A 22084-nucleotide genomic window follows, 5' to 3' on the forward strand; every position below is an offset into this window, starting at 1 on the left:
GACACCGGCGTTCAGCCAGCCGGAGCGCGCAGGAGCCGGTCCCGCGTGCTCGCCGGCAGCACCCGGCGCAGGACCGGTGCGGTCGAGCTGAGCGAGGCGGCGAACGCGGCGACCAGGTCGTGCGGGACGCTGGCTGCGAAGGACGCCGCCCACAGGCACTGCGTGCCCAGCGCGGGCTCGGCCCATGCCTGCCATCCGGCCGGTCCCGCAGCGTCGGCCTCGGCGACCAGGGTGCGCGGGTCGGCGTCCTGGATGAGCGGCGGCACCTCGCCAAGGCTGATGTGCGAGGTGAACGTCGGGTCCGTCGCTGCCGCCTGGGGCTGGTCGATGTCGCGGAGCCAGCCGTGTGCGGCGACGGTGTCGAGGACCAGCTCGGGGCCGGCGAGCGGCAGGGCGGGCTGGTCGCGGGCGTCGAGCGCGACGAGGAAGTCGGTCACGGCCTCGCCGGGGACGTCGGGGGTGAAGTAGGCCGACCACTGGGCGAGCGGGTTGTTCGTGTCCGCACGGGCGGAGATCTGCCAGGCGATCGGCAAGTCGCCCAGGTGGAACGGCTCGTCCGCCAGGCTCCACTGCGCCCAGCAGCGCGCGTCGGGGCTGATGTGCAGGACGGTGCTGCGCAGGACTTGGCGGTCCTCGGGTGCTTCGTCCGGCTCGTGCCGTCCACGGACGATCGTCAGGCTCGTCCAGCCCAGGCCGGCGAGCGTGTCGGCGACGGTGTCGTAGAGGCGCCCATCGTCACCGGCCAGGTGCCGGGGGCCGACCCAGAACGCGAGCTGGCCGCCGCGTGGAGTGGACGGGTTGGGCGGGAATTCGGGGTACAGGGGCGCCTCCAAAGGGCTCGGTGCGGGTCTAGTTGCCGCCGGCACGGCGGCGGGGGCGGCGCGGCGGTGCCTGCGTGTCGCCCTGCCAGGTCAGAGCGACGGCGACCTCGGGCGGCAGATGGCCGAGCTGTGAGCCCTCGTCTCGGCCTTCGGCGAGGTAGACGACGGTTTGGCCGGTCTCGTCCACGGACTGCACGACTTGCGCCAAGCGGTGTGCCATCGGAAAGAACGGGTTCATGGCCTGGCGGACGGGAGCACTGCGGTCGCAGCCAGACAGCAGGTCGATGAGATCGCCGACGGTCATCTCCGTGGACGTCATGAACGGCCTCCTTGGGTGAGGAAAACGGTGAGCGGTGGAATCAGCCGGCGGCCTGGCAGTCAGCCGGCCACCCTCCCAGCGAGGACTATGCGTGGGGCACTGTCATACGCGACGTGAGGTTTCCAGCACGCGCGCCACGGCGGCAGCGACGATGTCGGCCGGCGTCTCGGTGTCGAACGACAGCTGATAGCCCCGTACGTTGGCCGTGCCGGTGACGGCGATCTTCCATCCCTCGCCGTCGGTGCCGGGACGACCGAGCGGGAACCAGCCGAGGTAGAACCGGCCGTCCTTGGAGCTGACGTGTACGTCCGCACGGTCGTCCACGATTAGGTTGAAGTCCTCCGCGGAGAACTGGTCCATGACGAGCGTGGGCTGGCCAGGACCCAGCTGCCACTCGCGCAGCCGCAGGGCTTCGACGGTGGTGGAGAATCCAGGGCCGGCGGGAGCCACGGTCACGGATAATCACCTCTCTGACCTGGGGTTTCTTGCAAGGTCGTCTACGTTGACATGCTCTCGCGCACGTTGGCCAGTCCTTCCGCGATCTTTCCTGTCTGCCCCCGGCGAACTGCTGTCCTTCGACACTGAAGTTAGTCGACGTCGTCGCTCTGATCTGGGGCGACTGGCTTCCTTGTCAAGGCGTCTGCCCTCTCGCCACCCGGCACAGGACGGCGAGGAGTCCTTGGCTTCGCCAGGCGCGAAGGGCCAGCCCGTCGCAACGTCAATCCCACCGTCGTGGCAGACGTACTCGGCCCCGGGAAACTCGCGCAGCCACGCGGCCAGAGTCGGGGCGGAGCGGTCGGGCAGGACGTCAATCCGCTCAATTGACGGCGTCGATGCCGAGGTGCTTCGCCACCCCGGCGATCTGGCGGCCAGAGGCGCAACCGTCCGGCGATCGCCATCCGGGATCAGGTTTAGGTTTTTCGGGCCAGTCCGGTGGCGATGAGGTGTTCCCAGACCGTGAGACCTCGTCTTTCACCCATGTCCCACGCGATGTCGGTCTCGTCGGGACGCCACAGGGAAGCGGGGGCGATCCCGGGGTCGTTCCAAACCGTCTAGCAGGGAGGCGATTTCCGATTTCGCTGTCAAGGCGTCTGGGTTGGCGACGCGGGGCTTCGGCTTCGCCTGGGGGGAACTGCGCGACCCCGGACGTCGCCGCGGCGACACCCTCAACCGCCCGCGAGGCATGGGGAGCTCAGCACCGGAGTATTCCGGCGGGCGACGTAGTGCGTCAGCTGATCCTCAAGCCGCGAGTTGGCAGACCCCATCAGGCCCGTGTCCGGCGTGTCAGTCTTCCTCGTCCCAAGATTCATCGAGTTCGATGTCCAGGGCTCCGATGCCCATCGGCGGACGGGACGCAGCCGCTCGGACGAGCCAGTCATAGGTGCGGATCTCAATGCGATTCTCTTCCAAGAACTCGTTGCGCATCGCCTCGGTCGGCGCGCCAGGGTTGTCGCGTCCAATGATGATGAGTCCGGGGGGATTCACCCGGATACCTTCAAGCCCTGTGCCGCCGCGGTCCTCGGGAGAGCCAGCTGTGTGGAAGTGTTCTGTGATCCACCGGCGCCAGTCCCGGATCTGCTGCGTGGCCTTGCGGAGCTCTTTTGAGGGTTGCCCGTCGTTGAGGACTAGCCGGGCGGTGGGGCTTTCCAACTCGACGAGCCGCCAAATCACGCCCATGGACGTGACCCCGCCGACTATGAAGTCGGCCACGAACTTGTCAGCGAACCGCACTTGGTGCCTGACGAAGGTGTGGTGGTTGCCGGTGACCAGGTGCCCGAGGATCTGCGGGTGCTGTTCCAGGACGAGCTGCATCGGTCGTTCGTCCGGAGCCTGAGCGAGAGCATCTTCCAGAGCGCGCAGATCACCCAGGTTGGGCGGGTCTTCTACCCTCCACTTGTGCAGCCGCTCCAGCTGTCCAGTGCCCAGCACATGCGCGTTCTTCCGCCGAAGCGCGGACTGTTGCTGCGCCTTGGCAAGGGCATCCACGTACTCCTGCTCGCCTGGCCGAATGATGCGCTGCACGTGCTGTGGCCACGCCCACTGGCCACCACCGCCACGGAAGTAGAGCCTTCCCGAGGCAGCGATCGAGGAGATCACGTCGAAGCGGTCCCCGGGCCCACTGCGGCAGACAACCACCTGGCCGGGCTCGGGCTTCCAGATCTCAAGGCTTTCCGCCACACGCTGAGCGTGTAGGGCACTGATCCATCCGTGGGCGAGCTCCCGATCGATGCCTGCATCCGGCACGACAGCACCGGTCGACTTCGCTAGATCATGCAGATACGAGGACTGCCCATAGGTGCACTCGCGGGCTCTGCCCAGTTCGAGCGGCCCCCGCAGATGCATGCGCAGGATGCCCGCCGCCACAGCAGCTGGAGTGTCTCCTGCTAGGTCCACATCCAGACCGGCAGCAAGCTCCAACTGCGCCGCCGTGGGAGCGGAACGGTATCGCTTCAGTTCCGTCGCGACCGACGCCCACCGTGGTGCGGTCACCGTCATCGCTCCTTTGCCGTGCAGGTCATCATTCAGATCACAAAGTTCTTCCTCTCCGGCCAGCAGCTGACTTGTTTTGCGTTCGCTCAGAGCTGGGCGGAAGACACGCTGCGTGAGGGTATCGATACCACCCCGGACGCGGGGAGAGTTCCCCGAAGTCGGCATGTGACGAAGCCGCTGCGCCACCAGCGCCACAGGGCGATCAACCTCGCATGACTGGGTTGCTGTCGCCGACGCCGAACGGCCGGGTTCACTGTCAAACGCCTCGCTCGCATGACGAGGGACAACTGCCGCCCGACGACATCGGATGGCATTCAGATGGCGTCACCGCATCTCACGACCGCTGGCTGCTCGGTGGCCCATGTGCCACAGATGGGAGACCACTTGTTTCCCGTGCCAGTCGACCATGCCTCGTTGTCAGTGCCTTGCGACACACTTCGAGGATGATCCTCGTACTGATCGAAAACCCACGCCTGTTGGTCGCCTTACTCGCTCTGATCGCAGCCGTCTACGGTGCGCGGCGTGCATGGATGCGCTGGGCGCGCCCGGTGGTACGAGCCCGGGTAGATACCTTCTCGGCCGACACCGAACGCAGGATCTCCACCGCGATGCGGGAGGCCCTGGAAGGCGTCGTGACCCGCGGACCGGAGACTCGTGGCCTTGTCGCTGTATCCGTCCGGCGCTGGGCGCGAGCCATGCCCACGACCATGCTCTGGCAGCTCGCCGTCGTGCTCGTGGTGTTCCTGCTCGTAGACATTGGCCCCATACCGCACGACATGAAGACCTGGGTTGCCGCAGCGCGTGGGGAGTGGGATGCGATAAAGAGCCTGCCGGGAAAGGCCGTTGCTCTGGGGCAGCATCCGGGCCGGTTCTTGCCGCTTCGGTTTCTCTTTTTCTGCTTGATGTTCGGTCTAGCCCTCTTGGTGTGCTGGCCCGCGCACCTGGCGCGTTCAGGAGGCGAGGCTCAGCTCACCGGTTCGCCGAGGCAGACGCATAGGCGCGAGGCCGCCGAAGCTGCCGCACTGAACTGGCCGGTCGTGGCACTGGCCGTGTGCGCGATCCAGTGCGGCCGTGCGTATCACGAGTTGCAGCGACAGTCCCAAGCGCCGACGGGAGTGCTGGAGCGCAAGCCAGTCTCCGTGAGGCGAGCGGAGAACGTGATCAAGCAGGCATGGCGCACGTGCTATCGGGTCGGCCCGTTCAACGGGGTGCGCCGCCACGACCGGAAGGTGCTCAAACAGCACGCCGAAAAGGTCATAGCCGCTCTGAGGAGTGCCGAGAGTCGCCAGTACAAAGACCCCTCGGGTGCGCTGCCCGAGTTGGCGACGATGCTCTTGGTGATCGCCGAACGGTACGCACAAGGCCGAGTCTCACAGTTGCTGGACGACGAGCAGCTCGAGAACGTAGAGGTCCCGCGGGATTGGGGGTGGCTACGGCTGCTGTTCGGCGGAGTGCTGATCACAGTCGCGCTGGTTGGCGTGGCACAGATAGGGCTACCCGACACCGCCGTAAGCCCTGTAGCGGCACTGCTCATCACGCTGGTTCTCACCATGGTCTACCGAGGACGCCTTCCGAGCCTTGGCGACCTGATCGACATCATGCGGGGTGCGGATCGACGCTAGCCGATGATCATCAGCGCCCAGCACACCAGAGGTTGTCCAGGATTGTAAGACTCACCAGCATGGCCGTGGCGCAAAGTGAATCCAGAACCAGCGGGCCAGGAGCGCAATTGCGGCCGGAGGGCGCTGGAACCTACCTCGGCCCCTGTCCGTGATGCTCCTTGATACCCGGCGCCGGGAGACCTCGAGGCCCGTGCCAGAGTGATCGACATGATCCCCGCAGACGTTCCCGACGAGCCGCCGCTCACGTATGCCGACAGCTTCGACGTGCCGGTCCTGTTCCGTAACGGGCCCGCGAACAAGCCGCGCAGACAGTGGCGGACGGCCGAGCATCAGCCGTGGGCCGGGTCGAACGGCTTCCCGGCGGCCGACGGCTGGTACGCCCCGACCACCACGTGGCGGGAGATCATCAAAGCCGCCACCGAGGTCGGCCGGGACGTCACCCCGCACCTGCAGAACCAACCACGCTACGCACACGGCGAACTGGTCGCTCGGGTTTCCCCGCTGTACGCCTACCTCGGCGCGCACTCCGTCGAGCCCCGTCACCCTGTGCCTGGGTCCAAGGGACGACGCCTGACCTGGAACCCGGTGTACGCGCACGGCACCGAGCGCAGCGCGAAGAACGCCGCCGGCTACCGGCTGGGCATGACGATGACCGAGTGGGCCTGCCGCTCGCTGCTGGGCCTCGGTCAGACTCAGCATCTTGAACTCGGCGGCCCCATCCCGGCTCTGTACGACACGTTCAAGGATCCAAAGAAGAAGCTGCCCGACCTGTGGGGGCGCCACGAGGCAGAGGAGATGTACTGGCTGATCGAGGCCAAGGGGGGCGACGTCGGCCTGGGCACGCTTCGCAAGGGGTGGGCGCAGCTGGCGGCCGGCAGCAAGATCCTCGGCGCGTACGCACACCGCACCGTCCTGGTCGGAGCATCCGTACGGCCCGGTGACGATCTCTTTCTCACCATCGACCACGACCTGCACCCCGGCCAGCCGCCCATCAGCCCTGACGGGTCCGGCATCGACGAAGAGGCGGTGGGCCCGGGCAACCTGGAAGACCACCTCAGCGACAGCGACGACGCGCTCATCGGCGCGGCCCGCGCCCAGATGCTCACCTACCTCGCCTTGCGCTCCGCTCCCGCCTCGCAACTGCGCACCGTGCCGGTGGCCGCCGACCGCACTTCCCGCCGCCGACGCACCGGGCTCACCACGCCCCTGGAGCACGACGGGCTCACCCTGGCCATGCGGGCCGACGCCCGCGGAGCAGCGCTCCAAGCCGAGCAGCAGACCTTGCGCACCGGTATCCGCTCCATGGGGCTCGACGACTTCCTCACCTGCCGCATCCCCGGAACCGAAGTGCATCTCGGCATGTCCCGGAAGCTATTCGCCGCCTGCGAGCGCCTCCACGAGGAAGACCTAGCCATCGCCCGGCGCACTCCAGGACTTCGCGCCGAGGACGAGCCGAGCTTCGACCAAGAACTCAGCGACGAAGCCCAGGAAGAACAGCGGCTCACCCAACGGCGGATCTTCCGCGAACAGCAGGAGGAAGCCCGCCCCCGGCTGCGCCTCTTGCTCCGCGACGCCTACGAGCGGGGTGCGACGAGCGACTGGAGCGAACTGCTGCGCCGCCCCCAGGAGCCGGCACTCGACCTGGAAGGCGACGCGAGTCTTCTCGAAGCGGCGACCCCAGAGACGTACCTGGCTGTCAGTCGCTACGACCTGCCCCCGGTACGCGCCTAGATCTCCACATCAACCGACCCCGAACGGTGGCGGTGCGTTCCTGGGAGCCGCTCACCCAACCTGGATGACAGGGCGGTAGGTCAGCTGCCGTCGGCCAGCTGGAGCACCGTACGCACGGAGACGATTCGCTGATCTTGGGGCGCGGCCGACAGTCGGAGGCGGGAACTGATCACCGGCCGCTGGTCCTCATCGGCACCCCCAAGGGCGGTCCGCAGCGTCAAGGGCATCACGGGCCGCTGGTGTGGCGGGAAGTTCCCTACCGATTGTGCGTCCGTGAGCGCCGACTGAGCGTCAGCGTGCGTGGTGCTCAGGTGCTCACGCGCCCGCCCCTCAGTGTCCAGGGTGGATCACGACTGCGTGGCGGAACGGCAGTCTACGGAACCGCCGGCTGCACCCTGTTGGTCCTGGCGGACACACAACTCCAGCAGCGTCGCGAGGCGCAGATGGGGCCTCCTCCGGATGGCGCCGCCTCCCATCCGGGCGAAGGAAGTATCGCGTGCGCCGCCCGTCTCGCTCCCGTGTGAGGTAGCCGACTTGTTCCAGGTCCTCGATGATGCTCTGAACGGTGCGGTTCGGCGTCGATAGACGCCAGCAGGCCCCCGGATTCGCTTCACGGGGGCCTGCGGCGGTGGTTGATGTTCGGCTAGTTGGTCTTGCTGTTGTCGTCGGGCTCGGACTCGGTCGTCGTACGACGGCGGACGGCGACCAGGGTGACGACGCCCGCGATGACGAGGATCCCCGCGCCTGCGGCGATCCAAGGCGTGGCGTCGGCACCGGTGTGGGCGAGGGAGCCTGCCGGGGTCGGCGGCGAGGAGTCGCCGTCCGGGGCCGTGGCTGCGGTGGACGAGGAGTCAGCATCCGCTGTGCCGGTGTCCGGCGCTGAGGGCTTGACCCCGCCGGTCCCGTCGCCCGGCGTGTCCGCAGGAGTCGGGGTGCCGGTGGGCTTGGACGTCGGCTTGTCCGAGGGGTGGGGCTTCGGGCTGGTGGCGGTTTTGGTGTTGGTAACGGTCACCGTCACCGGAGCGCCGGGGCCCGCGGTGAATGTCTTGGACGGCTTGTAGCGGTCGTATCCGGCGGGTGCCTTGACCTGCTTGACCCAGAACTCCATGTTCCGGCTCGACATCGGCAGCTCCCCTGAGGCCGTGCCCTTGTCCCCGGTCGTCAGGGTGAGCAGCGTCGATGTGCCGGTGCCGATGTTCACCGTTGCGCCGGGCAGGAGCTTGCCGGTCTTGTCGTCCTTGGCCTGCAGGAGAACCTTGGCGGCCTTGAATGGGTCGGTGATCGTCAGTCGCGTGGTGGCGCCAGGCGTGATGATGACGTCCTGGTCGGCGACAACCTCGTGGAGCGGGCTGTTGGAGGCGGTCTCCTTGAGTCGGTAGATGCCCGGGGCGAGGTCGGGGAAGGTCAGCTTGCCCTGCGCGTCGGTTGTCCCGTGTCCGGCCTCCTGGCCAGCTGAGTTGAGCAGCAGGAACGCGGCGCCGGGGAGCCCATCGCCGGCCGTGTCCCTGGTGGTGATCTCGACGCTGCCCGCGTCCGGGGCCGGTGTGTCGGCAACGGTGGCCGACGCGGAGGGGGTCGGTTCGGAGGGTTGGGCGTTCGCGGCCGGCGCCCAGGTGAGGGTGCCGGTCACTGCGGCGACGACTGCGGCGGATCGGACGGCGCCACGGACGAAACGAGCGTGCACGAGGAAGGGGGCTCCTTGATCGGTTGGTGGAAGGTCGGTCACCGCACGGGGATTCAGCGGGTGCGGGCTTGGCTGCGGGTGGCTGGCGGGGCGGGCGCCCGGTGCGCTGCGCGGCTCGCCGCGGGGCTTGGCGTGGTCGCGGCCCAGGCGCCGGGGAACCAGACGGTGGTGTACTGCTCGATGGCGTCGCGCAGCCCGGTGGTGACGGCTCCCTCCCAGGGTGGCCGACCGGGGCGGCGGGTGGTGCTGAACGTGCCGTACTGCTTGGTGTTCGGCCGGGTGTTGTGGGCTTCGTCGCGGCGGTGGAAGGTGCCGTGATCGAGGAAGCTGAGGGCGACCACGTCGATTTCACCGCGGTCCGGGTGGATGACCGCCACACGAAGTCCGCCGTAGGTGTCCGCGTGGATGGTGGCGGTGAAGTCGATCCGCAGCCGCAGCGGTGCGCCCGGGACCGGGGCGGCGAAGTAAGTGGCGCCCACGACGGCGTGGTCGTGGAAGGGGAGGCACAGTTCGGCGAAGAACTCGGCGGCGTGCAGGGACAAGGGGGATCTCCGGTCGGGGACGGGCCGGCGCTATCGGCGCGGGCCGGGCAGGGCCGGTCGGCTGTTGGTGCTCCACCGAGGGACACTCGCAGCCGGCAGCGCGGCCGGCCGGCGAGAGGCAGCCCGCTGCACGTCGAGCGGAGTTGGGGCCTGCGCCTGCGGTGGGATGATGGGGGTGAGCTGGGCCATGCCCTCGATGTAGCTGAGGGTGTCCTGGCGCCACCGGGGAAGCGGAGCCGGATCGGCGACGCACTGGGTGACTGCGGTGAGCAGGGCGACGGGGGTGTCGGTGCTGGCCGTCGCGTACCAGACGGGCCGGTCGATGGATCTTCCCGCCCACAGCTGCCAGCGAGCGTCACGGGTGGTCAGCTCGGCTTCCGGATCGAGGTCCCCGGTGGTGAACTCCAGACCGGCGAGGCCGTCCGGGGCCTGGACGGCGAACACGCCCCAGCGGGGACGGTCGATCTCCCAGCCTTGTTGCAGGAGAGGCACGACGGCGAGGAAGGGATCGTGCTCGTCGGTTCCCGAGACCGGTCTGGCGAGGTAGGCGTCCGGCCCCTGTTCGTAGGCGGTGGCGAGGGCGGTGGTGAACGCCTGGACGAACTCGGTGGGGACGCGGTCGTTGAAACAGACGCCCCATGTCGGCGGGCCAAACTGGTCCTTGTAGGCGTTGATGCGCCAGAGCCCGTCGTCCTCGCCTTCGGGCAGGTAGCCCAGGCGCATGCGCCGGTCGGGAGCGTTGACGTACACGTTGCCGAGGTCGTCGTGCTGGACGTCCCAGCCATGGTCGATGAGCGGGGTGAGGGCGGGGTCGCCGGTGTTGGTGCTGCTGGCGAGATGGCGCGGTGAGACGAAGACGTCTCCGTCAGGCGTGTGAGGGTCGTCGTGGAGGGACACGGGTTCCTGATTGGCGGCGTGGGCGGATGAGTCAGTCAGCGGGCAGCAAAGCTGCTCGTAGGGCGTCGGTCGAGCCGGTGTAGTGCAGCGTGCGAAGGCCCAAGCGGGCGGCGGCCTGGCAGTTGTCGGGGCGGTCGTCCACGAACAGGACACGTCGTGGATCACCGACCCCGGTGGCCGCCAGCGCCTGCTGGTAGATAGCCGGGTCGGGCTTGCACAGCTGCAGGCGGGCCGAGTAGAGCGCCTGGGTCATCATTCGGCGCCAGTCGTGGGTGTCCAGCACCGTACTGAGGTGGGCGGGTGCGTTGGACAACAGCACCATCGGCAGTCCGGTGGCATGGACGCGGCGCAGGACCGACAGGACGCCCTCGTCGGTCGCGGTCCACATGTCGGTGTCTGCGGCGAGGAGTTCGCGCAACAGGCGGGGGCCCGGATGGAAGCCGAGGACGCGGGCCCAGTACGCCAGGTCGCTGAGCTGGCCGGCGTCGTAGAGGTCGCGGGCGTTCCAGAAGACGCGCTGGAATGCTGCGAGATCGTCTTCGGGCCAGGAAGCGGTACGGGCCAGCCGTAGCCACTGGGCGCGGGTGGGCTGCAGGCCGAGGACGCCGTTGTAGTCAAGGATGACGGCGTCGGGGCCGGTGGGGCGGGTCAAGGGGCGGTGTTCTCCAGGGCTCGGCGGGTGAGGGCGGCGAGAGCGGCTGCGAGGAGGGCGGGCAGCAGCAGGGCCGTGGGCAAGGTGGTGGCGCTGGCGAGGGCGCCGATGACGGCGGGGCCGGCGAGGAGGCCGAGGTAGCCGGTGACGGAGACCGTGGCGACGGCCCTCGGGCCGTGTCTGCCGGCGGCGGTGATCAGGGAGGGGACGGTGCTGGACAGGCCGAGCCCGAAGACCGCCCAGCCGGCCAGCGCCGCAAGCACGCTGCCGACCAGGACGCCGGTGGTCAGTCCGCCGGCGGCGAGCGCAGCGCCGGTGCGGACCACGGCAGGAGCGCCGAAGCGGGTCGTGAGCCAGTCGCCGGTGAGCCGGCCGATCGCCATGCCCATGCTGTAGAGGGCAAACGCTGTCGCGCTGAGGGCGGTTGTGGCGTGCAGCGTGTGCAGGTGCACTGCGGCCCAGTCGGCCGCCGCCCCCTCCCCCAGCAGGCTCGCAGCCGCCAGCGCACCCAACAGCCACACACCTCCCGCCCGGCCCTGACCGGCCCCCTGGGGCTCCGGCAGCTTGGGCTGGTCGGCGCCGCTCAGCGCGAGGGTGCGCGGCCCGGCCACGAGCACGGTCGCGGTCAGCGCGAGGCCGGTGGCAATAAACAAGGCGCTGTGGGCTGTGCGCGCAGTGGCAGCGGCCAGGGCGGCACCGCCCAGGGAACCGATCGAGTACGCGGCGTGCAGGGAGGACATGACCGGCCGGCTGGCGGCGTTCTGGCAGCGAACCGCCGCGGTATTGGCGGCGACGTCCAGGACACCGTGCGCGGCACCGAAGGTGACAGCCGCCGCGAGTAGCGAGGTCAGCGTCCGGCACTGCCCCAGCACGGCGAGAGCCGCTCCCAGTGCGACAGCTCCGCCAATCAGGAGCAGGGGAAGTCGGTCGGGCCGGGCGAGTCGGCCGCCGGCCTGCAGTCCGGCAACCATGCCGACAGCGGCGGCGAGCAGGACGAGCGACAGGCCGGCGGTGGTGAGGTGAGCGGCGTGCTGGACGGCCGGCATCCGCGCGCCCCAGACCGCCATCACCACGCCCAGGCCGAGGAAGTAGCTGGTCAGCAGGACACGGCTGCGGCGCACGGCAGCGTCGGCGCGGGTCATGCGGGGCGGCCACCCGCAGCAGGCTCGTCGGCCGTGTGCGGCACCAGGGCGACCTGCAGATGGCGCACAGCCTGCTTGGCGCGGGCCTGTGCGAGGTCCGCGGTGGGCGCGGTGGTGATCAGGTAGCCGATACGGGCGGTGAACATGTTGCCGCCGTCGGCCGGGAGGAGCAGCTGGTCGCCGACCTGGTGCTGGAAGTGCACGCGTTCCAACCAGCGCGGGCTGACGCCGTCGAATCCGAGGCGGAGCAAGGTGCCGGAGGTGTCAGGGTAGAGCAGCTGCATCGCGGCGGCCGAGGACCGGGTCGGGGTGAGGTCGGGGGCACGGCCGCAGGCGATGTCGGCGGCGGTGCGCGGCAGGTCGATGCCGGTGGCGAGCTGGACGAGATGGCCGATCATGTCACCGGCGATCCGGCCGTTGACCTCGACCAGCCGCGGCCGGCCGTCGACCAGCCGCATCTCGACATGGGAGACGCCGTCGGTGATTCCCAGGGCGTGGATCGCGGCGCGTGCCGCCGGTGCGACCACGTCGAGCAGTGGGTCGGCGGCGTCGACCGAGTGGGCCAGTTCCTCGAAATACGGCGGGGCGCTGACCGTCTTGCGGGTGACGGCCACCACGGTGGTCTCACCGCCGTAGGTGACACACTCGGCCGACACCTCGGGTCCGTCGAGATACTCCTCCACCAGCACGCTGGTGGACTCGAGTCCCAGCCCGGCCGCCTGGTCGGCGAACGCGAAGGCGGCGGTGAGCTGTTCGGGGGTGTCGGCGCGGGTCACCCCGATGCTGGCCGCGTGCGCGGCGGGCTTCAGCACGACCGGGTAGCCGATCCGCTCGGCCGCCACCTGGGCCTCGGCACGCGTGCGCACGCTCACCGAGGCTGCCGACGGAACCCCGTGCTGGGCGAACAACGTACGGGAGGTGGCTTTGTTGCGGCATGCCTGCATGGCTTCCGGGGCAGTGGTGGGCAGGCCGAGCTGGCGGGCGAGGCGGGCGACCGGGACGAGGTACCACTCGGTCCACGTGAACACGCCGGCAAGGTCGTAGCGGTCGGCCAGGTCCCGGCCGGCGGCGGACAGCGCCGCCTGGTCGGTCGGATCGGACACGACCACGCAGTCCCGCAGGTACGGCGTCTCCCACGAGGGCTCTTCGCCGGTGATCAGGACGACGTCGTAGACGGCGGCCACGGACTGAAGGCAGTACCCGCGGTACGCCTCGGCCTCCATGTCGGATGCGGCGACGACCAGGACGACAGGACGGTCGGGCAAGAACAGGCTCCTCAGAATCTAAAGAGGGGGCAGGGATATGTGGACGGCGGCCCTCGGCGGCGCAGGGCCGCTGAGTGTCCGGCGAGCAGCCGCCGCGAGCGGGGCCGGCGGAGCAGAGCGGCGAAGTCGGTGCCGGCCGAGGATGCTTAGGCGGGAGGAAACCGAGAGCTGTCAGTCGGCACGACGGCGGCGCAACTCGAACGCCGCAGCCCAGTGCGGGTTTTCGCTGATCAGCCGACGGGCGTAGAGGGCGGTGAAGTTGTTGTTCAGCCCGGCGACCCCGTACGGGAGTTGGCGGCGCAGGTCCTCGAAGAGGTCCTTCACGCCGACGCGTGTGGCGCCGGAGGCCAGACGTCGGGCGGCCATGCGTTCCAGGGCCGGTAGACGTTCGGGTTGTGGGCGTCGAAGGCGTGGAACTGCTCGGTGATGGTGCGACCGGTCGCGCGGTGCGATCCGAGGGCGGCGATAGACATGAAGTTCTCCACAGGCTGAGGACGCAGCAGGGTCAGGTGCGCAGGACGGGATCGGTGCGAAGGCGGGCGAAGGAGCAGAACAGGCCGATGGCCTGCAGGGCGGCGCATGCGGTGATGACGTGTCCCAGTGCGTCGGGCGGGGCGAGCGCGGTGAGTACGCCGGCGACGGGGAAGGGCAGCAGGAGGATGAGGATGGTCGCCGACAGGGTGCTGCCGAACTTCTCCGGAGGGATCAGGCGGGAGCGCAGGGTGCGCAGGACGACCGTCATGCCTCCTTCGCCCGCCATGAGGACCGCGACTAGGACGAGGTAGGACCGGTAGTCGGGGGCCTGGGCGGCGGCGAGACAGCCGAGTGAGGCGAGGGCGGCGCAGGCGGCGCCGACCGGCCACAGACCGAGGCGGTCGATCGCAAACCGGCAGAATGTGACGCTGAGGAGCGTCGCTGCGGCAGCGGCGGACCAGACGAGGCCGACGGCGGTGGTGGACTGCCCGAAGTTTTTGACGACGATCACGGGGCCGGCCGCTTGGAGAAGGCCGGTGGCCAGGTTGGACAGGGTCAGCCCGGTCACGAGCCAGCCGAGCGCGGGCAGCGAGCGGATGGTGCGCCACCCGGTGAGCAGTCCGGCGCCGGACTGCCCCTTCGGCGCGCGGGCCGGTGCCACGGGCGAGGGCGGGGTGCGCAGGGCGAGCATGGCAGCCAGCAGCGAGAGCACGCTGATCATTGCGAGCATCGGCGGCGGCCCGGCGAGCAGGAGCACTGTGGCGAACGCCGGCCCGGCCATGGTTGCGGTCTGGTCGATGCCAAGCAGGACGGCCTGAACACGGTGGGCCCGCCGTCCTGCTCGCCGTCCGGCGGCGGCGCCCGCGGTCTCGGCCGCGATATAGCTGAACTCGGTGAGCACGCCGGTCGTCGCCGCCAGCACCATCACGGTCGCGCCCGCCACGGTGCCGGACGGGTGGAGGTGGAGCAGGACCGCGCCAGCGGCGAGGGCCAGCGCCCTCCCCAGGGAGGCAAGGTGGAAGACCACCGAGGCACCGCGCCGGTCAACGACCGAGCCGGCCCACCCGAACGCAGCCAGCCGCGGAATCCACTCCAGGGCGAAGGCGGCGCCCGTCAGCGCAGCGGATCGCGTCGTGGCTAGGACAAGCAGCGGGATGCCGTAGGTGGACATCGCGAACGCCAACGCGTCCGCCGTGCGCGGCAGGTAGATGCTGCGCATCAGCCCGCCGGTGTGGCGTGCGTGCCGCGGTGTGACCGCTGCGCTCACGCGACCGGCTCAGGCTCGGGCACCCTGGCCACCTGGGGGTTGTCGGCCAGCCACTGGATCAGGAGGGTGCGGGGACGGGCCAGCCCCGCCTCGGCACCGTCGCCGGTCAGCGGAGAGAGAGCGTCGGCGCGCTCGGTGGAGAGCGACGGTGCCAACAGGTCGAGGACGTGCCGGATACGGCGGCTGAACTCGCAGACGGGGGCCGGGACGGCGTGACGCCGGGCCCAGCGAGCCATCGCGTCGTACAGGTCGGCCAACTCCGCTCCTGCCTCGGTAAGTTCGAGACCGGAGCCGGGTGCGATCCGGACGAGGCCGTGGGCGCGGGCCGTGTCGGAGGCGCTTCGCAGTTGGTGCGTGGAGAGGTCGGGCAGGGTGCCGGCCAGCCGTCGCGGCGGTATGGCGCCGTTGTCGTCGATCTCGGTGACCAGGCGGATCAAGGAGCGCGAGGCGAGAAGTTCGACGGCGTGGCGTACTTCGGCAGGGGTGAAGGGGGTGCTCATCGGCGCGGGCCTCCCGCCGGGATGGCTGCCTTCGGGCGGGCGGTCGTAGCGTGCGAGAAGAGATCGCGGTGGTGCCACGCCGGAGAGGATGCGGTCGTGCGAGCGGGTGGGAGCGCCGCGGGGGTCGGCCGTGGCTGGCTGCTGAGCCACGGCCTCGGCGCGGGCTTCGCCTGCGGGTGTCCCCAGACCGGGTGTTGGGCCGCCTGGTCGAGGCTCTGCCCGGCGGACCAGGCGGACAGGGCGCCGAGCACGGGGCCAAGGCCGTCGCCGGCTGCGGACAGCCGGTAGGGCTGGCCGATGCCATCGGTGTCGACCAGGCCGTCGGCGACGAGCTGCCGCAGCGGCGGATAAATGTTGGTCCAGTCGCTGCTGGGCATCACGATCCGGGCCAGAGCCCGGCCGCTGACCTCCTGTCGGGACTTGAGCACCCACAGGATGGCGGCGGCGTGGCGCCGGGTGAGCAGAGTGAGGCCGTCCTCGATCTGCTCGATCGCGGGCAGCGGACCGTCCGCCTTCTCCAGGTGTTCCTCGGCCCAGGTGACGATCACCGGCAGGACCGGCAGCAGGGCCGCGCCACGTTCGGTGTGGCGGTAGCTCACGTGCCGTGCGGTGTGTTCGGTGCGTTCGACGAGTCCGGCGTCGCACAGAGACTTGAGCTTGGGGTGGAGCTGGCCGTTCTGCAGCCAGGACACCTTGGCCGCCAGCTCGCTGTAGCGCAGCGGCGGGCCGGAGAGGGCCAGGAGGATCCTCACGTTCCAGCGTGGGGTGATCATGGCGAGGGCCTCGGTGACCCGGGCGATGTCGGCGTCGGTGTCAGGGGGCAGAGCGGTGATGGCCAAGGGAGGAACTCCTGGGTGAAGGAAAGAGAGAGATCGCCTGGGTCAGCGGCTGTGTGCCGGGCTCGGCACCGGTAGAGGCGGAGCTGGAACGGACGGCGAGGGAGCCGGCGGGGCAGGCGTCGGGGCCGGGACGCGGGCCAGGCTCTGCAGGACGGCGGCGACCGACTTGGCCTGGACGTCGCGGACGGCGACGGCTTCGGCGAGCCGGCGTGCACCGTCGAGGAGGTGGGAGACCTCGTGCGGGTCGATCTGCCGCTCGGGGTGGATGAGCCGGGCGAGGTGGTCGCGGTGGACGTCGATGCTGCGCTCGGCGAGGGCGAGGTCGTCGTGCATGCCGAGCAGGGCGGAGAGCATGCCGGGCGGCTGGTCCTGGGCGCGGGCTTCGAGGTCGGCGAGCGGCGCGCCGTACAAGTCCTCGATCCGTCCGGCTATGTCGGTGGACGTGAGGTGGGGCAAGCGTGGGCTTTCACGGTCGGCGGGCCCGGGCCGCCCCGGCACGCTGCGGTGCCGGGGCGGCAGACGGGGGCAGGGTTGCGGTGGCCCTGAGCTGAGCCGTTCGTACGGGCCGAGCCTGCTGGGCAGGCGGGGGCATGGTGCGCAGCAGTCCGCCGAGGGCGGCGCGGTAGCCGTCGCGGGCCTCCAGTTCGGCTTCCAGCCACTGCGCGTCGAAGCGGAGCTTGTCCGCCGACAGTTCGCCCATGTCGCGGTCCGGGTCCATGTCGGCGTGGACGCGGTCGCGGACGCGGGCGACCTGCTCCTCGGTGAGCGCCAGGAACGAACGCAGCTCCAGGGCACGGGCGAGCGCGGGCGAGGCACCTGGGCTGGCAGCCGTCTCGTACAGCTCGGGTAGCGGGTTGCCGAAGACCTTCTGCAGGTCGGCGTCCATGGTGCTGGCCTTGTCCCGGCTCATCGGGCGGTCCTTGCCGGCCGCCAGGCCGATGCCGGTGCGGCTGTGCCGGCGGGCCGGTGGGGAGCGCTGGTCTGCACCGCCGGGCCGGTTCGGGGCCGGAGGCGGGCGAGGCGCTGGGCGGCGAGGTCCTTCTTCCCCGGGGCGTCCGGGTCGAGGAGCCAGCGCACGACCATGGCTCGGCCGTCGCGGGCGGTGACGGCCGCGTTCACCCGGTGGGCGAGGCCCATCGTCGGATCGTCGATCTCGCTGGGCTGGGTTTGCAGCGCAGCGAGGAGGTCGTCCTCCGCACGCTCCAACACGGACTGGGCCTCGACGAGAAGGCCATGCCACTTGACGACGTCGGTGGCATCGGGATTCGCGGTCGGCGCGGCGGCGACCGCGGCCTTCAACTGGTCCATGCCCATGTCGAAGCGCGCTTCGATCCGTTCGGTGAGCACGCCCACGACATCCTCAGACTCATCGGATATGCCATCGGGCAAAGGGAAATCTCCTGTTCTGGAAAGGCCGATCCCTGGGGTGGGAGGGGCTGCCGTACCCGGTGGCTGAGCCGCTTACGGGCACCTGCTGGGCTCTGTCAGTCCAGGCACATTCGGACGTCGCGGTAGACGTACGTGCCGGAGACCCAGCCCTTGACCCCGGTGGTCTTGTCCGTGATGTAGAGCCAGTCGCCGCTCTTCTTGTGCACGGTGAACTTGTGGCTCTTGTAGAGCACGCCGAGCGCGGTGGACTTCGTGGTGGCCTTGGACCGGATGGTCACGGCCTTGGTGTGTACCTCGTACGGCAGCGGCGGCTGGGACGAGCAGCTGCTCGCGGGGGTCGCGCTGGCGGTGGTGGCGGACAGCACCGGCAGAGCGAGTGCGCCGAGCATGGCTGCGGATATGGCAATTCGGGTGGAGCGCATGCGGAAGAAACCTCCGTGAAGGCATAGGGATTGCGGGGGGGAAGGTGCCGCGGGTGTTGTCCCGGCGGCTGTACAAGAGTCCGGAGATTCGCCGGTTTGGCTAACCGGCGATCGTCGGCTATGTTGCGCTGCCCTGGTCGGCTTTGACGCTCAGCGTGAGCGGCCGGGCGGGCGCGGGGCAGGAGCCTTCGGCAAGCCAGCCGGGCGGCTGGCTGCGGCTGCCGGGCGGACCGGCGGAAGAGGGCCGGCCTCGCCCGCGAGGCGGTCGTCGCACCACTGCAGTGCCTCGCTGATCGTGCCGAAGCCGCCCTCGCGCAGGGTGTGCGTCCACGTCTCGGTGTCGACCTCTTCGACCACGACGCGGAACGGCGAGGGGGCTCGCTCGTCCAGGGCGCGCAGGGCCACGACGGTGACCATGTCGTCCGGGTCGTCGCTGGTGTAGGAGTAGCCCATGGCGTAGGGGTCGCCGTCGCCGGCGAGGCGTCGCTCCAGGGCTCGCGTGGCCTCGTCCGCTGGCGGCGGGCCCAGCTCAGGGTCGAGGGCGATGGCATCGTGCGGACAGCCGCGGTGGATGAGCCAGGACTGCGCCATCGCGGGCAGCGGCAGAGGGGCATGCTCGAAGCTGAACGTCCGCTTCTCCTGATCGCGTTGCAGATGCACGGCGAGCACCTGCGGCATGCCGGGGTGTCCCCAGGTGGCGGTGCGGTCGAACAGGACGTAGTAGCTGTGCGGGCCGTCGTGGTGTTCGGCGAGGGGAACGAGCATGTCCTCGTGGACGGCGACCTTGCGGTAGAAGTCGAGGTACTTCTCCTCGTCGGCGTCGAGGTCGTCCAGATCGAAGTCGACTTGGGGGATGGACTTCCGGTCCGGCGCCGGGTCGGTGGGAGACAACAAGAGCCTTTCGGTGAAGTCAGCGCCGCTGCGCCGGGGTGGGCCGCGATGCGCCGGGGCGAGCCGAGACCTTCGGCGCCTGCACCGTGGGAGCCCGGCGGGCGGCGAACAGCGCGGCCCGTCCGGCATCGGTGAGCGCGACCGGCTGGCCGGCGTGCAAGGGGTGGCCGGTGTCCCGGACGACCAGGCCGGCATCCTCCAACTGCTGCGGCTTGGCGTGGGGGATGCGGGTACCGGAGGCGGCTGTGACGGACATCCGGCCGGTCAGCAGGTGTTCGTAGAGCTTGGCGCCGCCGGCGATGGCGAGCAGCGCCGCCTGGTCATCCGTCGAGAGCTGCCGGGCGTCGGGCGCGCAAGCCGCCGCTGCTGCTTCGATGGGCTCCAGGGCGGCGAGCACCTTCCTAGCCGCGGCGTCCCGCGCGGCAGTGGCCTCTTCCAGCTGGTCCACGGTGCGGTCGATGCGCGTGAACAGGGCGCTGTCGATGTCGAACTCGCCGCTGGACAGGCGGTTGAGGAGCCGGAGGTAGAAGGTGACGCTGGTCTGGGCCTTGGCCAGTTCACGGTGCCGGTCGACCAGGTGGGCGTGCTGCTCGTCGAGGATGCCGCGGTCGCGGTAGGCCCACAGGGTGTCGACGTCGTGCCCGGTGACGGCTTGGAGGCGGTGGTCGAGCGGGGAGACCGCACGCCGGGTGGGTGCCAGCGCGGGTGGAGGGTGCATAGGCGGACCTCTGTGCGTTCAGCGGGTGTGATGGTGCGCGGGGTTTGGGGCGGGACGGGGCAGCTCCGGCAGTGCGGTGGGCGGCGGACCGGGCCGGGGTACGGGAGCGCGGGTGGTCAGCTGCGGGGAACGCGAGCGTGCCGCGTGGGTGCGGGCGCTCAGCGGCCGACGAGTCATCCCCAGGCGGCGGCCGACCTCGTCGTAGACGTCGTTGCCTGCTCGCGGCCGGATGGCGACGACGTGGATCTCCTTGGGATGCGCGGACTCCGCGGGTGCCGGGCGGACGCCGTAGACGACACGCCAGTCCTTGCGCGAGTCCACGAACAGCTTCCTGAATCCCTCCAGGTCACCGTCGAGACGCAGGCCGAAGCGCTGCGCGTTCACGACTTCCTGCAGGTAGGCGAGGGTGAGGTCGCGTATGTCGCTGGGGGCCTGGAGGAGATCGGTCAGCGCGCGGGGGTCGAAGCTCAGTGCGAAGGCGGGCTGTCCCGCTCCCGCGGTCATGACGTCGGCTCGTCCGGTTCGGCGGCTTGTGTCGTGTTCGCCGTCTCCGTGCGCACGGACGGCGGCGGGCCGTGCAGAAGGCGGTGCGCGGGCCGGTCGGGCGAGGTCATGCAGGCCGACAGCGGCCCACCCGGCGCGCGGATCGCCGCGACGGCGTGGGTGAGAAAGTCCCGGTGCCACACGAACAGACCGGACAGCCCGGCTTCGGGATCCTTGTGCTGCTGGTAGGCGAGCCACAGGGCGTGGAGCCAGGCCACCACGTCGTCGTGCTCCTGCCACTGCAGGCACCAGGGAGCCGCGGTGGTGACCTCCGCCCCGTACACCGGGAGGAAGAAGTCATCCACCCAGTCGGACAGGGCGTCGAGTTCGTCCTCGCGTTCTTCTCCGTCGAGTTCCAGGATCGGGCGGGGCTCCGGTGGAGCGGCGGGAGGCGGCCCACCGAGTCCTGGCATGCCGAAGGCCGCGAACGGTGATCCGCTGGGCGGCGGGGCGGACGCGAGGTGGTCGAGCTGCTGAGCCTGTTGCGCCGACTGCTCCATGAGCCGCCGCACGCTCGCCTCGATTCCCTCCAGCTGTCGATCCGGAATACGAACCGGCTCCAACTCGCCGTCATCAGGCGACTTTGTTGATTCGGGCATTGAAAAGCTCGGCCTCCTACGAGACACGGGATGAGAAAAGGACGGAAGCGTCTGCGCGCGGCCCATCCGGCGAACTGCACGGCAACTACGGCGGTATGTCGCCGACGGCTACGCTTGGGGAGCCGGTCGCCTTGGCAGCAGGCAAGGACGGGGCTCAGCCGGTAAGGTCCACGTCGTCCTGCGTGAGGGTCCGGCGGGTCGTCTCGGTGAGCCGGTCGGCCGCGATCGACGCGTAGTGCTCGGTCTTCTCCACGCCGATGAAGTCCCGGCCTTCCAGCAGAGCGGCCACGCCCGTGGAGCCGGAGCCGGCGCAGAAGTCGAGGACCGTGCCGCCCTCGGGGCTGATCTTGACCAGCTCGCGCATCACCTCGACCGGCTTCTGCGTGATGTGCCGGCGCTGCGCGCCCGAGGGCTGCGACGCCGAGTACATGCCGGGCAGATAGACCGGGTTCCGGGAGCCGTCGATCGCCCCCTTCGACGCCCAGACGATGAATTCGCAGTTCTGGGTGAACCGGCCCTTCTGCGGCCTGGCCTGCGGCTTGTGCCAGGCCAGCACACCGCGCCACAGCCACCCGGCGGCCTGGATCGCGTCCGTCGTCGTCGGGAGCTGACGCCAGTCGGTGAACAGCAGCGCGGTCCCGCCGGTCTTCGTCAGACGGTGCGCTTCGGTCATGATCTGCGTCAGCCAGAACGCGTAGGACCTCTGGTCCATGTTCTCGCCGGTGAAGTCTGCGAGGTCGTTCTTGGCATCGGCGGAGGTGTACTTCTGCTTCGCGGAGCGGGTGGTGCGCTCCTTCGCGGTCCGGCCACCGCTGTTGTACGGCGGGTCGGTGATGACGGAGTCGACGCAGCCGTCCGGAAGGCCGGAGAGAACGGCAAGGGCGTCGCCCTGGTGAAGGGAAAAAGGCAAAGAGGGGCCCCTATTCGGGTGCGGATTCACGGTGGGAACTAGCCGCCTCGCACAGGAGTCCTCGCAGGCCGGAAGTGGGCGTGCAGAAGCCCAGGGCCGCAGACCGAGGAGGCGAGGGGAGTCCAAAAACTGTAGAGGCGAATCCGCCGACGACCAAGAAGTGCCGTGCGAGGGTGCCGGATTCCGGCACCCTCGCGCCAGCTTTTTGGTCAACCGCCAATCCGCATCTACTGTTTTTGAACCGCCCGGCGCACACCGCCGCTGGCTACTCCCCCGCCACACCTCACGGAGGTACCCCCTTGCCCCGGCACACCTAGCTCACGGCCCGGCCAGCTGGGAGCGAGCGGCAACTCGCCCCACATCGGTC

At 69.9% G+C, this 22084-nt stretch carries 24 protein-coding genes and 2 pseudogenes; 2 read left to right on the top strand and 24 right to left on the bottom strand.

Features of this window, described 5'->3' with window-relative positions:
* Positions 1-11 precede the first annotated feature (11 nt).
* The 5 genes and pseudogenes from ABZ865_RS09335 to ABZ865_RS09355 form a co-directional block, all read right to left on the bottom strand.
* Positions 12-833, bottom strand: a complete 822-nt coding sequence (locus ABZ865_RS09335) for a DUF317 domain-containing protein (RefSeq protein WP_006143135.1) — start codon at positions 831-833, stop codon at positions 12-14.
* Between the two features lie 16 nt (positions 834-849).
* On the bottom strand, positions 850-1140 hold the full coding sequence (locus ABZ865_RS09340; RefSeq protein WP_061915897.1) for a hypothetical protein: 291 nt from the start codon (positions 1138-1140) through the stop codon (positions 850-852).
* Positions 1141-1242: 102 nt separating this feature from the next.
* Positions 1243-1596 carry a DUF317 domain-containing protein gene (locus ABZ865_RS09345; RefSeq protein WP_006143137.1) on the bottom strand — a complete coding sequence of 118 codons (354 nt, stop codon included), beginning with the start codon at positions 1594-1596 and terminating at the stop codon, positions 1243-1245.
* A gap of 455 nt (positions 1597-2051) precedes the next feature.
* Positions 2052-2214: pseudogene (locus ABZ865_RS09350) on the bottom strand (SAM-dependent methyltransferase); the annotation flags it as partial.
* Positions 2215-2424: 210 nt separating this feature from the next.
* A complete protein-coding gene (locus ABZ865_RS09355; RefSeq protein WP_361226313.1) occupies positions 2425-3825 on the bottom strand; it encodes a Shedu anti-phage system protein SduA domain-containing protein in 1401 nt (466 codons plus the stop codon).
* Positions 3826-4073: 248 nt separating this feature from the next.
* Here ABZ865_RS09355 and ABZ865_RS09360 point away from each other — a divergent pair, with 248 nt between their 5' ends.
* Complete coding sequence (locus tag ABZ865_RS09360; protein ID WP_361226316.1) at positions 4074-5252, top strand: hypothetical protein; 1179 nt, start codon at positions 4074-4076, stop codon at positions 5250-5252.
* Between the two features lie 207 nt (positions 5253-5459).
* A complete protein-coding gene (locus tag ABZ865_RS09365; RefSeq protein ID WP_361226319.1) occupies positions 5460-6983 on the top strand; it encodes a gamma-glutamyltransferase in 1524 nt (507 codons plus the stop codon).
* A 643-nt stretch (positions 6984-7626) separates the two neighbouring features.
* Here ABZ865_RS09365 and ABZ865_RS09370 read toward each other — a convergent pair.
* The 19 genes and pseudogenes from ABZ865_RS09370 to ABZ865_RS09460 all read right to left on the bottom strand — a co-directional run bounded on the left by ABZ865_RS09370 (position 7627) and on the right by ABZ865_RS09460 (position 21717).
* Positions 7627-8667: a SpaA isopeptide-forming pilin-related protein gene (locus tag ABZ865_RS09370; protein ID WP_361226322.1), complete on the bottom strand. Its 1041-nt coding sequence runs from the start codon at positions 8665-8667 to the stop codon at positions 7627-7629.
* A 53-nt stretch (positions 8668-8720) separates the two neighbouring features.
* Entirely contained in the window at positions 8721-9209 is a 489-nt protein-coding gene (locus ABZ865_RS09375; protein ID WP_361226324.1) for a hypothetical protein, read from the bottom strand.
* A gap of 30 nt (positions 9210-9239) precedes the next feature.
* Positions 9240-10106 (bottom strand): DUF317 domain-containing protein, encoded by an 867-nt coding sequence (locus tag ABZ865_RS09380; protein WP_361226327.1) that lies wholly within the window; start codon positions 10104-10106, stop codon positions 9240-9242.
* Positions 10107-10137: 31 nt separating this feature from the next.
* Entirely contained in the window at positions 10138-10758 is a 621-nt protein-coding gene (locus tag ABZ865_RS09385; RefSeq protein WP_361226330.1) for an HAD family phosphatase, read from the bottom strand.
* Complete coding sequence (locus ABZ865_RS09390) at positions 10755-11900, bottom strand: MFS transporter (protein WP_361226333.1); 1146 nt, start codon at positions 11898-11900, stop codon at positions 10755-10757. Before ABZ865_RS09390 ends, ABZ865_RS09385 begins: the two co-directional genes overlap by 4 nt.
* Complete coding sequence (locus ABZ865_RS09395) at positions 11897-13123, bottom strand: ATP-grasp domain-containing protein (RefSeq protein WP_361227280.1); 1227 nt, start codon at positions 13121-13123, stop codon at positions 11897-11899. Before ABZ865_RS09395 ends, ABZ865_RS09390 begins: the two co-directional genes overlap by 4 nt.
* 213 nt (positions 13124-13336) lie before the next feature.
* Positions 13337-13638, bottom strand: a pseudogene (locus ABZ865_RS09400) (hypothetical protein).
* A 32-nt stretch (positions 13639-13670) separates the two neighbouring features.
* Positions 13671-14906 (bottom strand): MFS transporter, encoded by a 1236-nt coding sequence (locus ABZ865_RS09405; RefSeq protein ID WP_361226335.1) that lies wholly within the window; start codon positions 14904-14906, stop codon positions 13671-13673.
* On the bottom strand, positions 14903-15406 hold the full coding sequence (locus tag ABZ865_RS09410; protein ID WP_334540751.1) for a regulator: 504 nt from the start codon (positions 15404-15406) through the stop codon (positions 14903-14905). The genes ABZ865_RS09405 and ABZ865_RS09410 overlap by 4 nt, the downstream gene beginning before the upstream one ends.
* The gene (locus ABZ865_RS09415) at positions 15403-16245 is read right to left on the bottom strand and encodes a winged helix-turn-helix transcriptional regulator (RefSeq protein WP_006143148.1); all 843 of its coding nucleotides are present in this window, start codon (positions 16243-16245) and stop codon (positions 15403-15405) included. Before ABZ865_RS09415 ends, ABZ865_RS09410 begins: the two co-directional genes overlap by 4 nt.
* A gap of 42 nt (positions 16246-16287) precedes the next feature.
* Complete coding sequence (locus ABZ865_RS09420; protein WP_361226340.1) at positions 16288-16701, bottom strand: hypothetical protein; 414 nt, start codon at positions 16699-16701, stop codon at positions 16288-16290.
* Between the two features lie 10 nt (positions 16702-16711).
* The gene (locus ABZ865_RS09425) at positions 16712-17155 is read right to left on the bottom strand and encodes a hypothetical protein (protein ID WP_361226343.1); all 444 of its coding nucleotides are present in this window, start codon (positions 17153-17155) and stop codon (positions 16712-16714) included.
* The gene (locus ABZ865_RS09430) at positions 17152-17634 is read right to left on the bottom strand and encodes a hypothetical protein (protein ID WP_061915850.1); all 483 of its coding nucleotides are present in this window, start codon (positions 17632-17634) and stop codon (positions 17152-17154) included. The genes ABZ865_RS09425 and ABZ865_RS09430 overlap by 4 nt, the downstream gene beginning before the upstream one ends.
* Positions 17635-17729: 95 nt before the next feature.
* Positions 17730-18023, bottom strand: a complete 294-nt coding sequence (locus ABZ865_RS09435; RefSeq protein ID WP_361227283.1) for an SH3 domain-containing protein — start codon at positions 18021-18023, stop codon at positions 17730-17732.
* Between the two features lie 183 nt (positions 18024-18206).
* Entirely contained in the window at positions 18207-18950 is a 744-nt protein-coding gene (locus tag ABZ865_RS09440) for a hypothetical protein (RefSeq protein ID WP_361226347.1), read from the bottom strand.
* A gap of 16 nt (positions 18951-18966) precedes the next feature.
* Positions 18967-19665, bottom strand: a complete 699-nt coding sequence (locus tag ABZ865_RS09445; protein ID WP_361226350.1) for a hypothetical protein — start codon at positions 19663-19665, stop codon at positions 18967-18969.
* 18 nt (positions 19666-19683) lie between these two features.
* Positions 19684-20169: a hypothetical protein gene (locus ABZ865_RS09450; protein WP_361226353.1), complete on the bottom strand. Its 486-nt coding sequence runs from the start codon at positions 20167-20169 to the stop codon at positions 19684-19686.
* Complete coding sequence (locus ABZ865_RS09455; RefSeq protein WP_361227286.1) at positions 20166-20708, bottom strand: DUF4913 domain-containing protein; 543 nt, start codon at positions 20706-20708, stop codon at positions 20166-20168. Before ABZ865_RS09455 ends, ABZ865_RS09450 begins: the two co-directional genes overlap by 4 nt.
* A gap of 253 nt (positions 20709-20961) precedes the next feature.
* Positions 20962-21717, bottom strand: a complete 756-nt coding sequence (locus ABZ865_RS09460) for a site-specific DNA-methyltransferase (RefSeq protein ID WP_361226356.1) — start codon at positions 21715-21717, stop codon at positions 20962-20964.
* Positions 21718-22084: the final 367 nt, after the last annotated feature.

The organism is Streptomyces sp. NPDC047085 (genome assembly GCF_040643735.1).
GTDB lineage: Bacteria > Actinomycetota > Actinomycetes > Streptomycetales > Streptomycetaceae > Streptomyces.

Excerpts from the sequence above, each read along its gene's own strand:
- ABZ865_RS09340 (WP_061915897.1), bottom strand. The coding sequence starts at position 1,140 with ATGACGTCCACGGAGATGACCGTCGGCGATCTCATCGACCTGCTGTCT.
- ABZ865_RS09360 (WP_361226316.1), top strand. The coding sequence starts at position 4,074 with ATGATCCTCGTACTGATCGAAAACCCACGCCTGTTGGTCGCCTTACTC.
- ABZ865_RS09365 (WP_361226319.1), top strand. The coding sequence starts at position 5,460 with ATGATCCCCGCAGACGTTCCCGACGAGCCGCCGCTCACGTATGCCGAC.
- ABZ865_RS09390 (WP_361226333.1), bottom strand. The coding sequence starts at position 11,900 with ATGACCCGCGCCGACGCTGCCGTGCGCCGCAGCCGTGTCCTGCTGACC.
- ABZ865_RS09395 (WP_361227280.1), bottom strand. The coding sequence starts at position 13,123 with ATGGAGGCCGAGGCGTACCGCGGGTACTGCCTTCAGTCCGTGGCCGCC.
- ABZ865_RS09410 (WP_334540751.1), bottom strand. The coding sequence starts at position 15,406 with ATGAGCACCCCCTTCACCCCTGCCGAAGTACGCCACGCCGTCGAACTT.
- ABZ865_RS09425 (WP_361226343.1), bottom strand. The coding sequence starts at position 17,155 with ATGAGCCGGGACAAGGCCAGCACCATGGACGCCGACCTGCAGAAGGTC.
- ABZ865_RS09435 (WP_361227283.1), bottom strand. The coding sequence starts at position 18,023 with ATGCTCGGCGCACTCGCTCTGCCGGTGCTGTCCGCCACCACCGCCAGC.
- ABZ865_RS09445 (WP_361226350.1), bottom strand. The coding sequence starts at position 19,665 with ATGCACCCTCCACCCGCGCTGGCACCCACCCGGCGTGCGGTCTCCCCG.
- ABZ865_RS09450 (WP_361226353.1), bottom strand. The coding sequence starts at position 20,169 with ATGACCGCGGGAGCGGGACAGCCCGCCTTCGCACTGAGCTTCGACCCC.
- ABZ865_RS09455 (WP_361227286.1), bottom strand. The coding sequence starts at position 20,708 with ATGGAGCAGTCGGCGCAACAGGCTCAGCAGCTCGACCACCTCGCGTCC.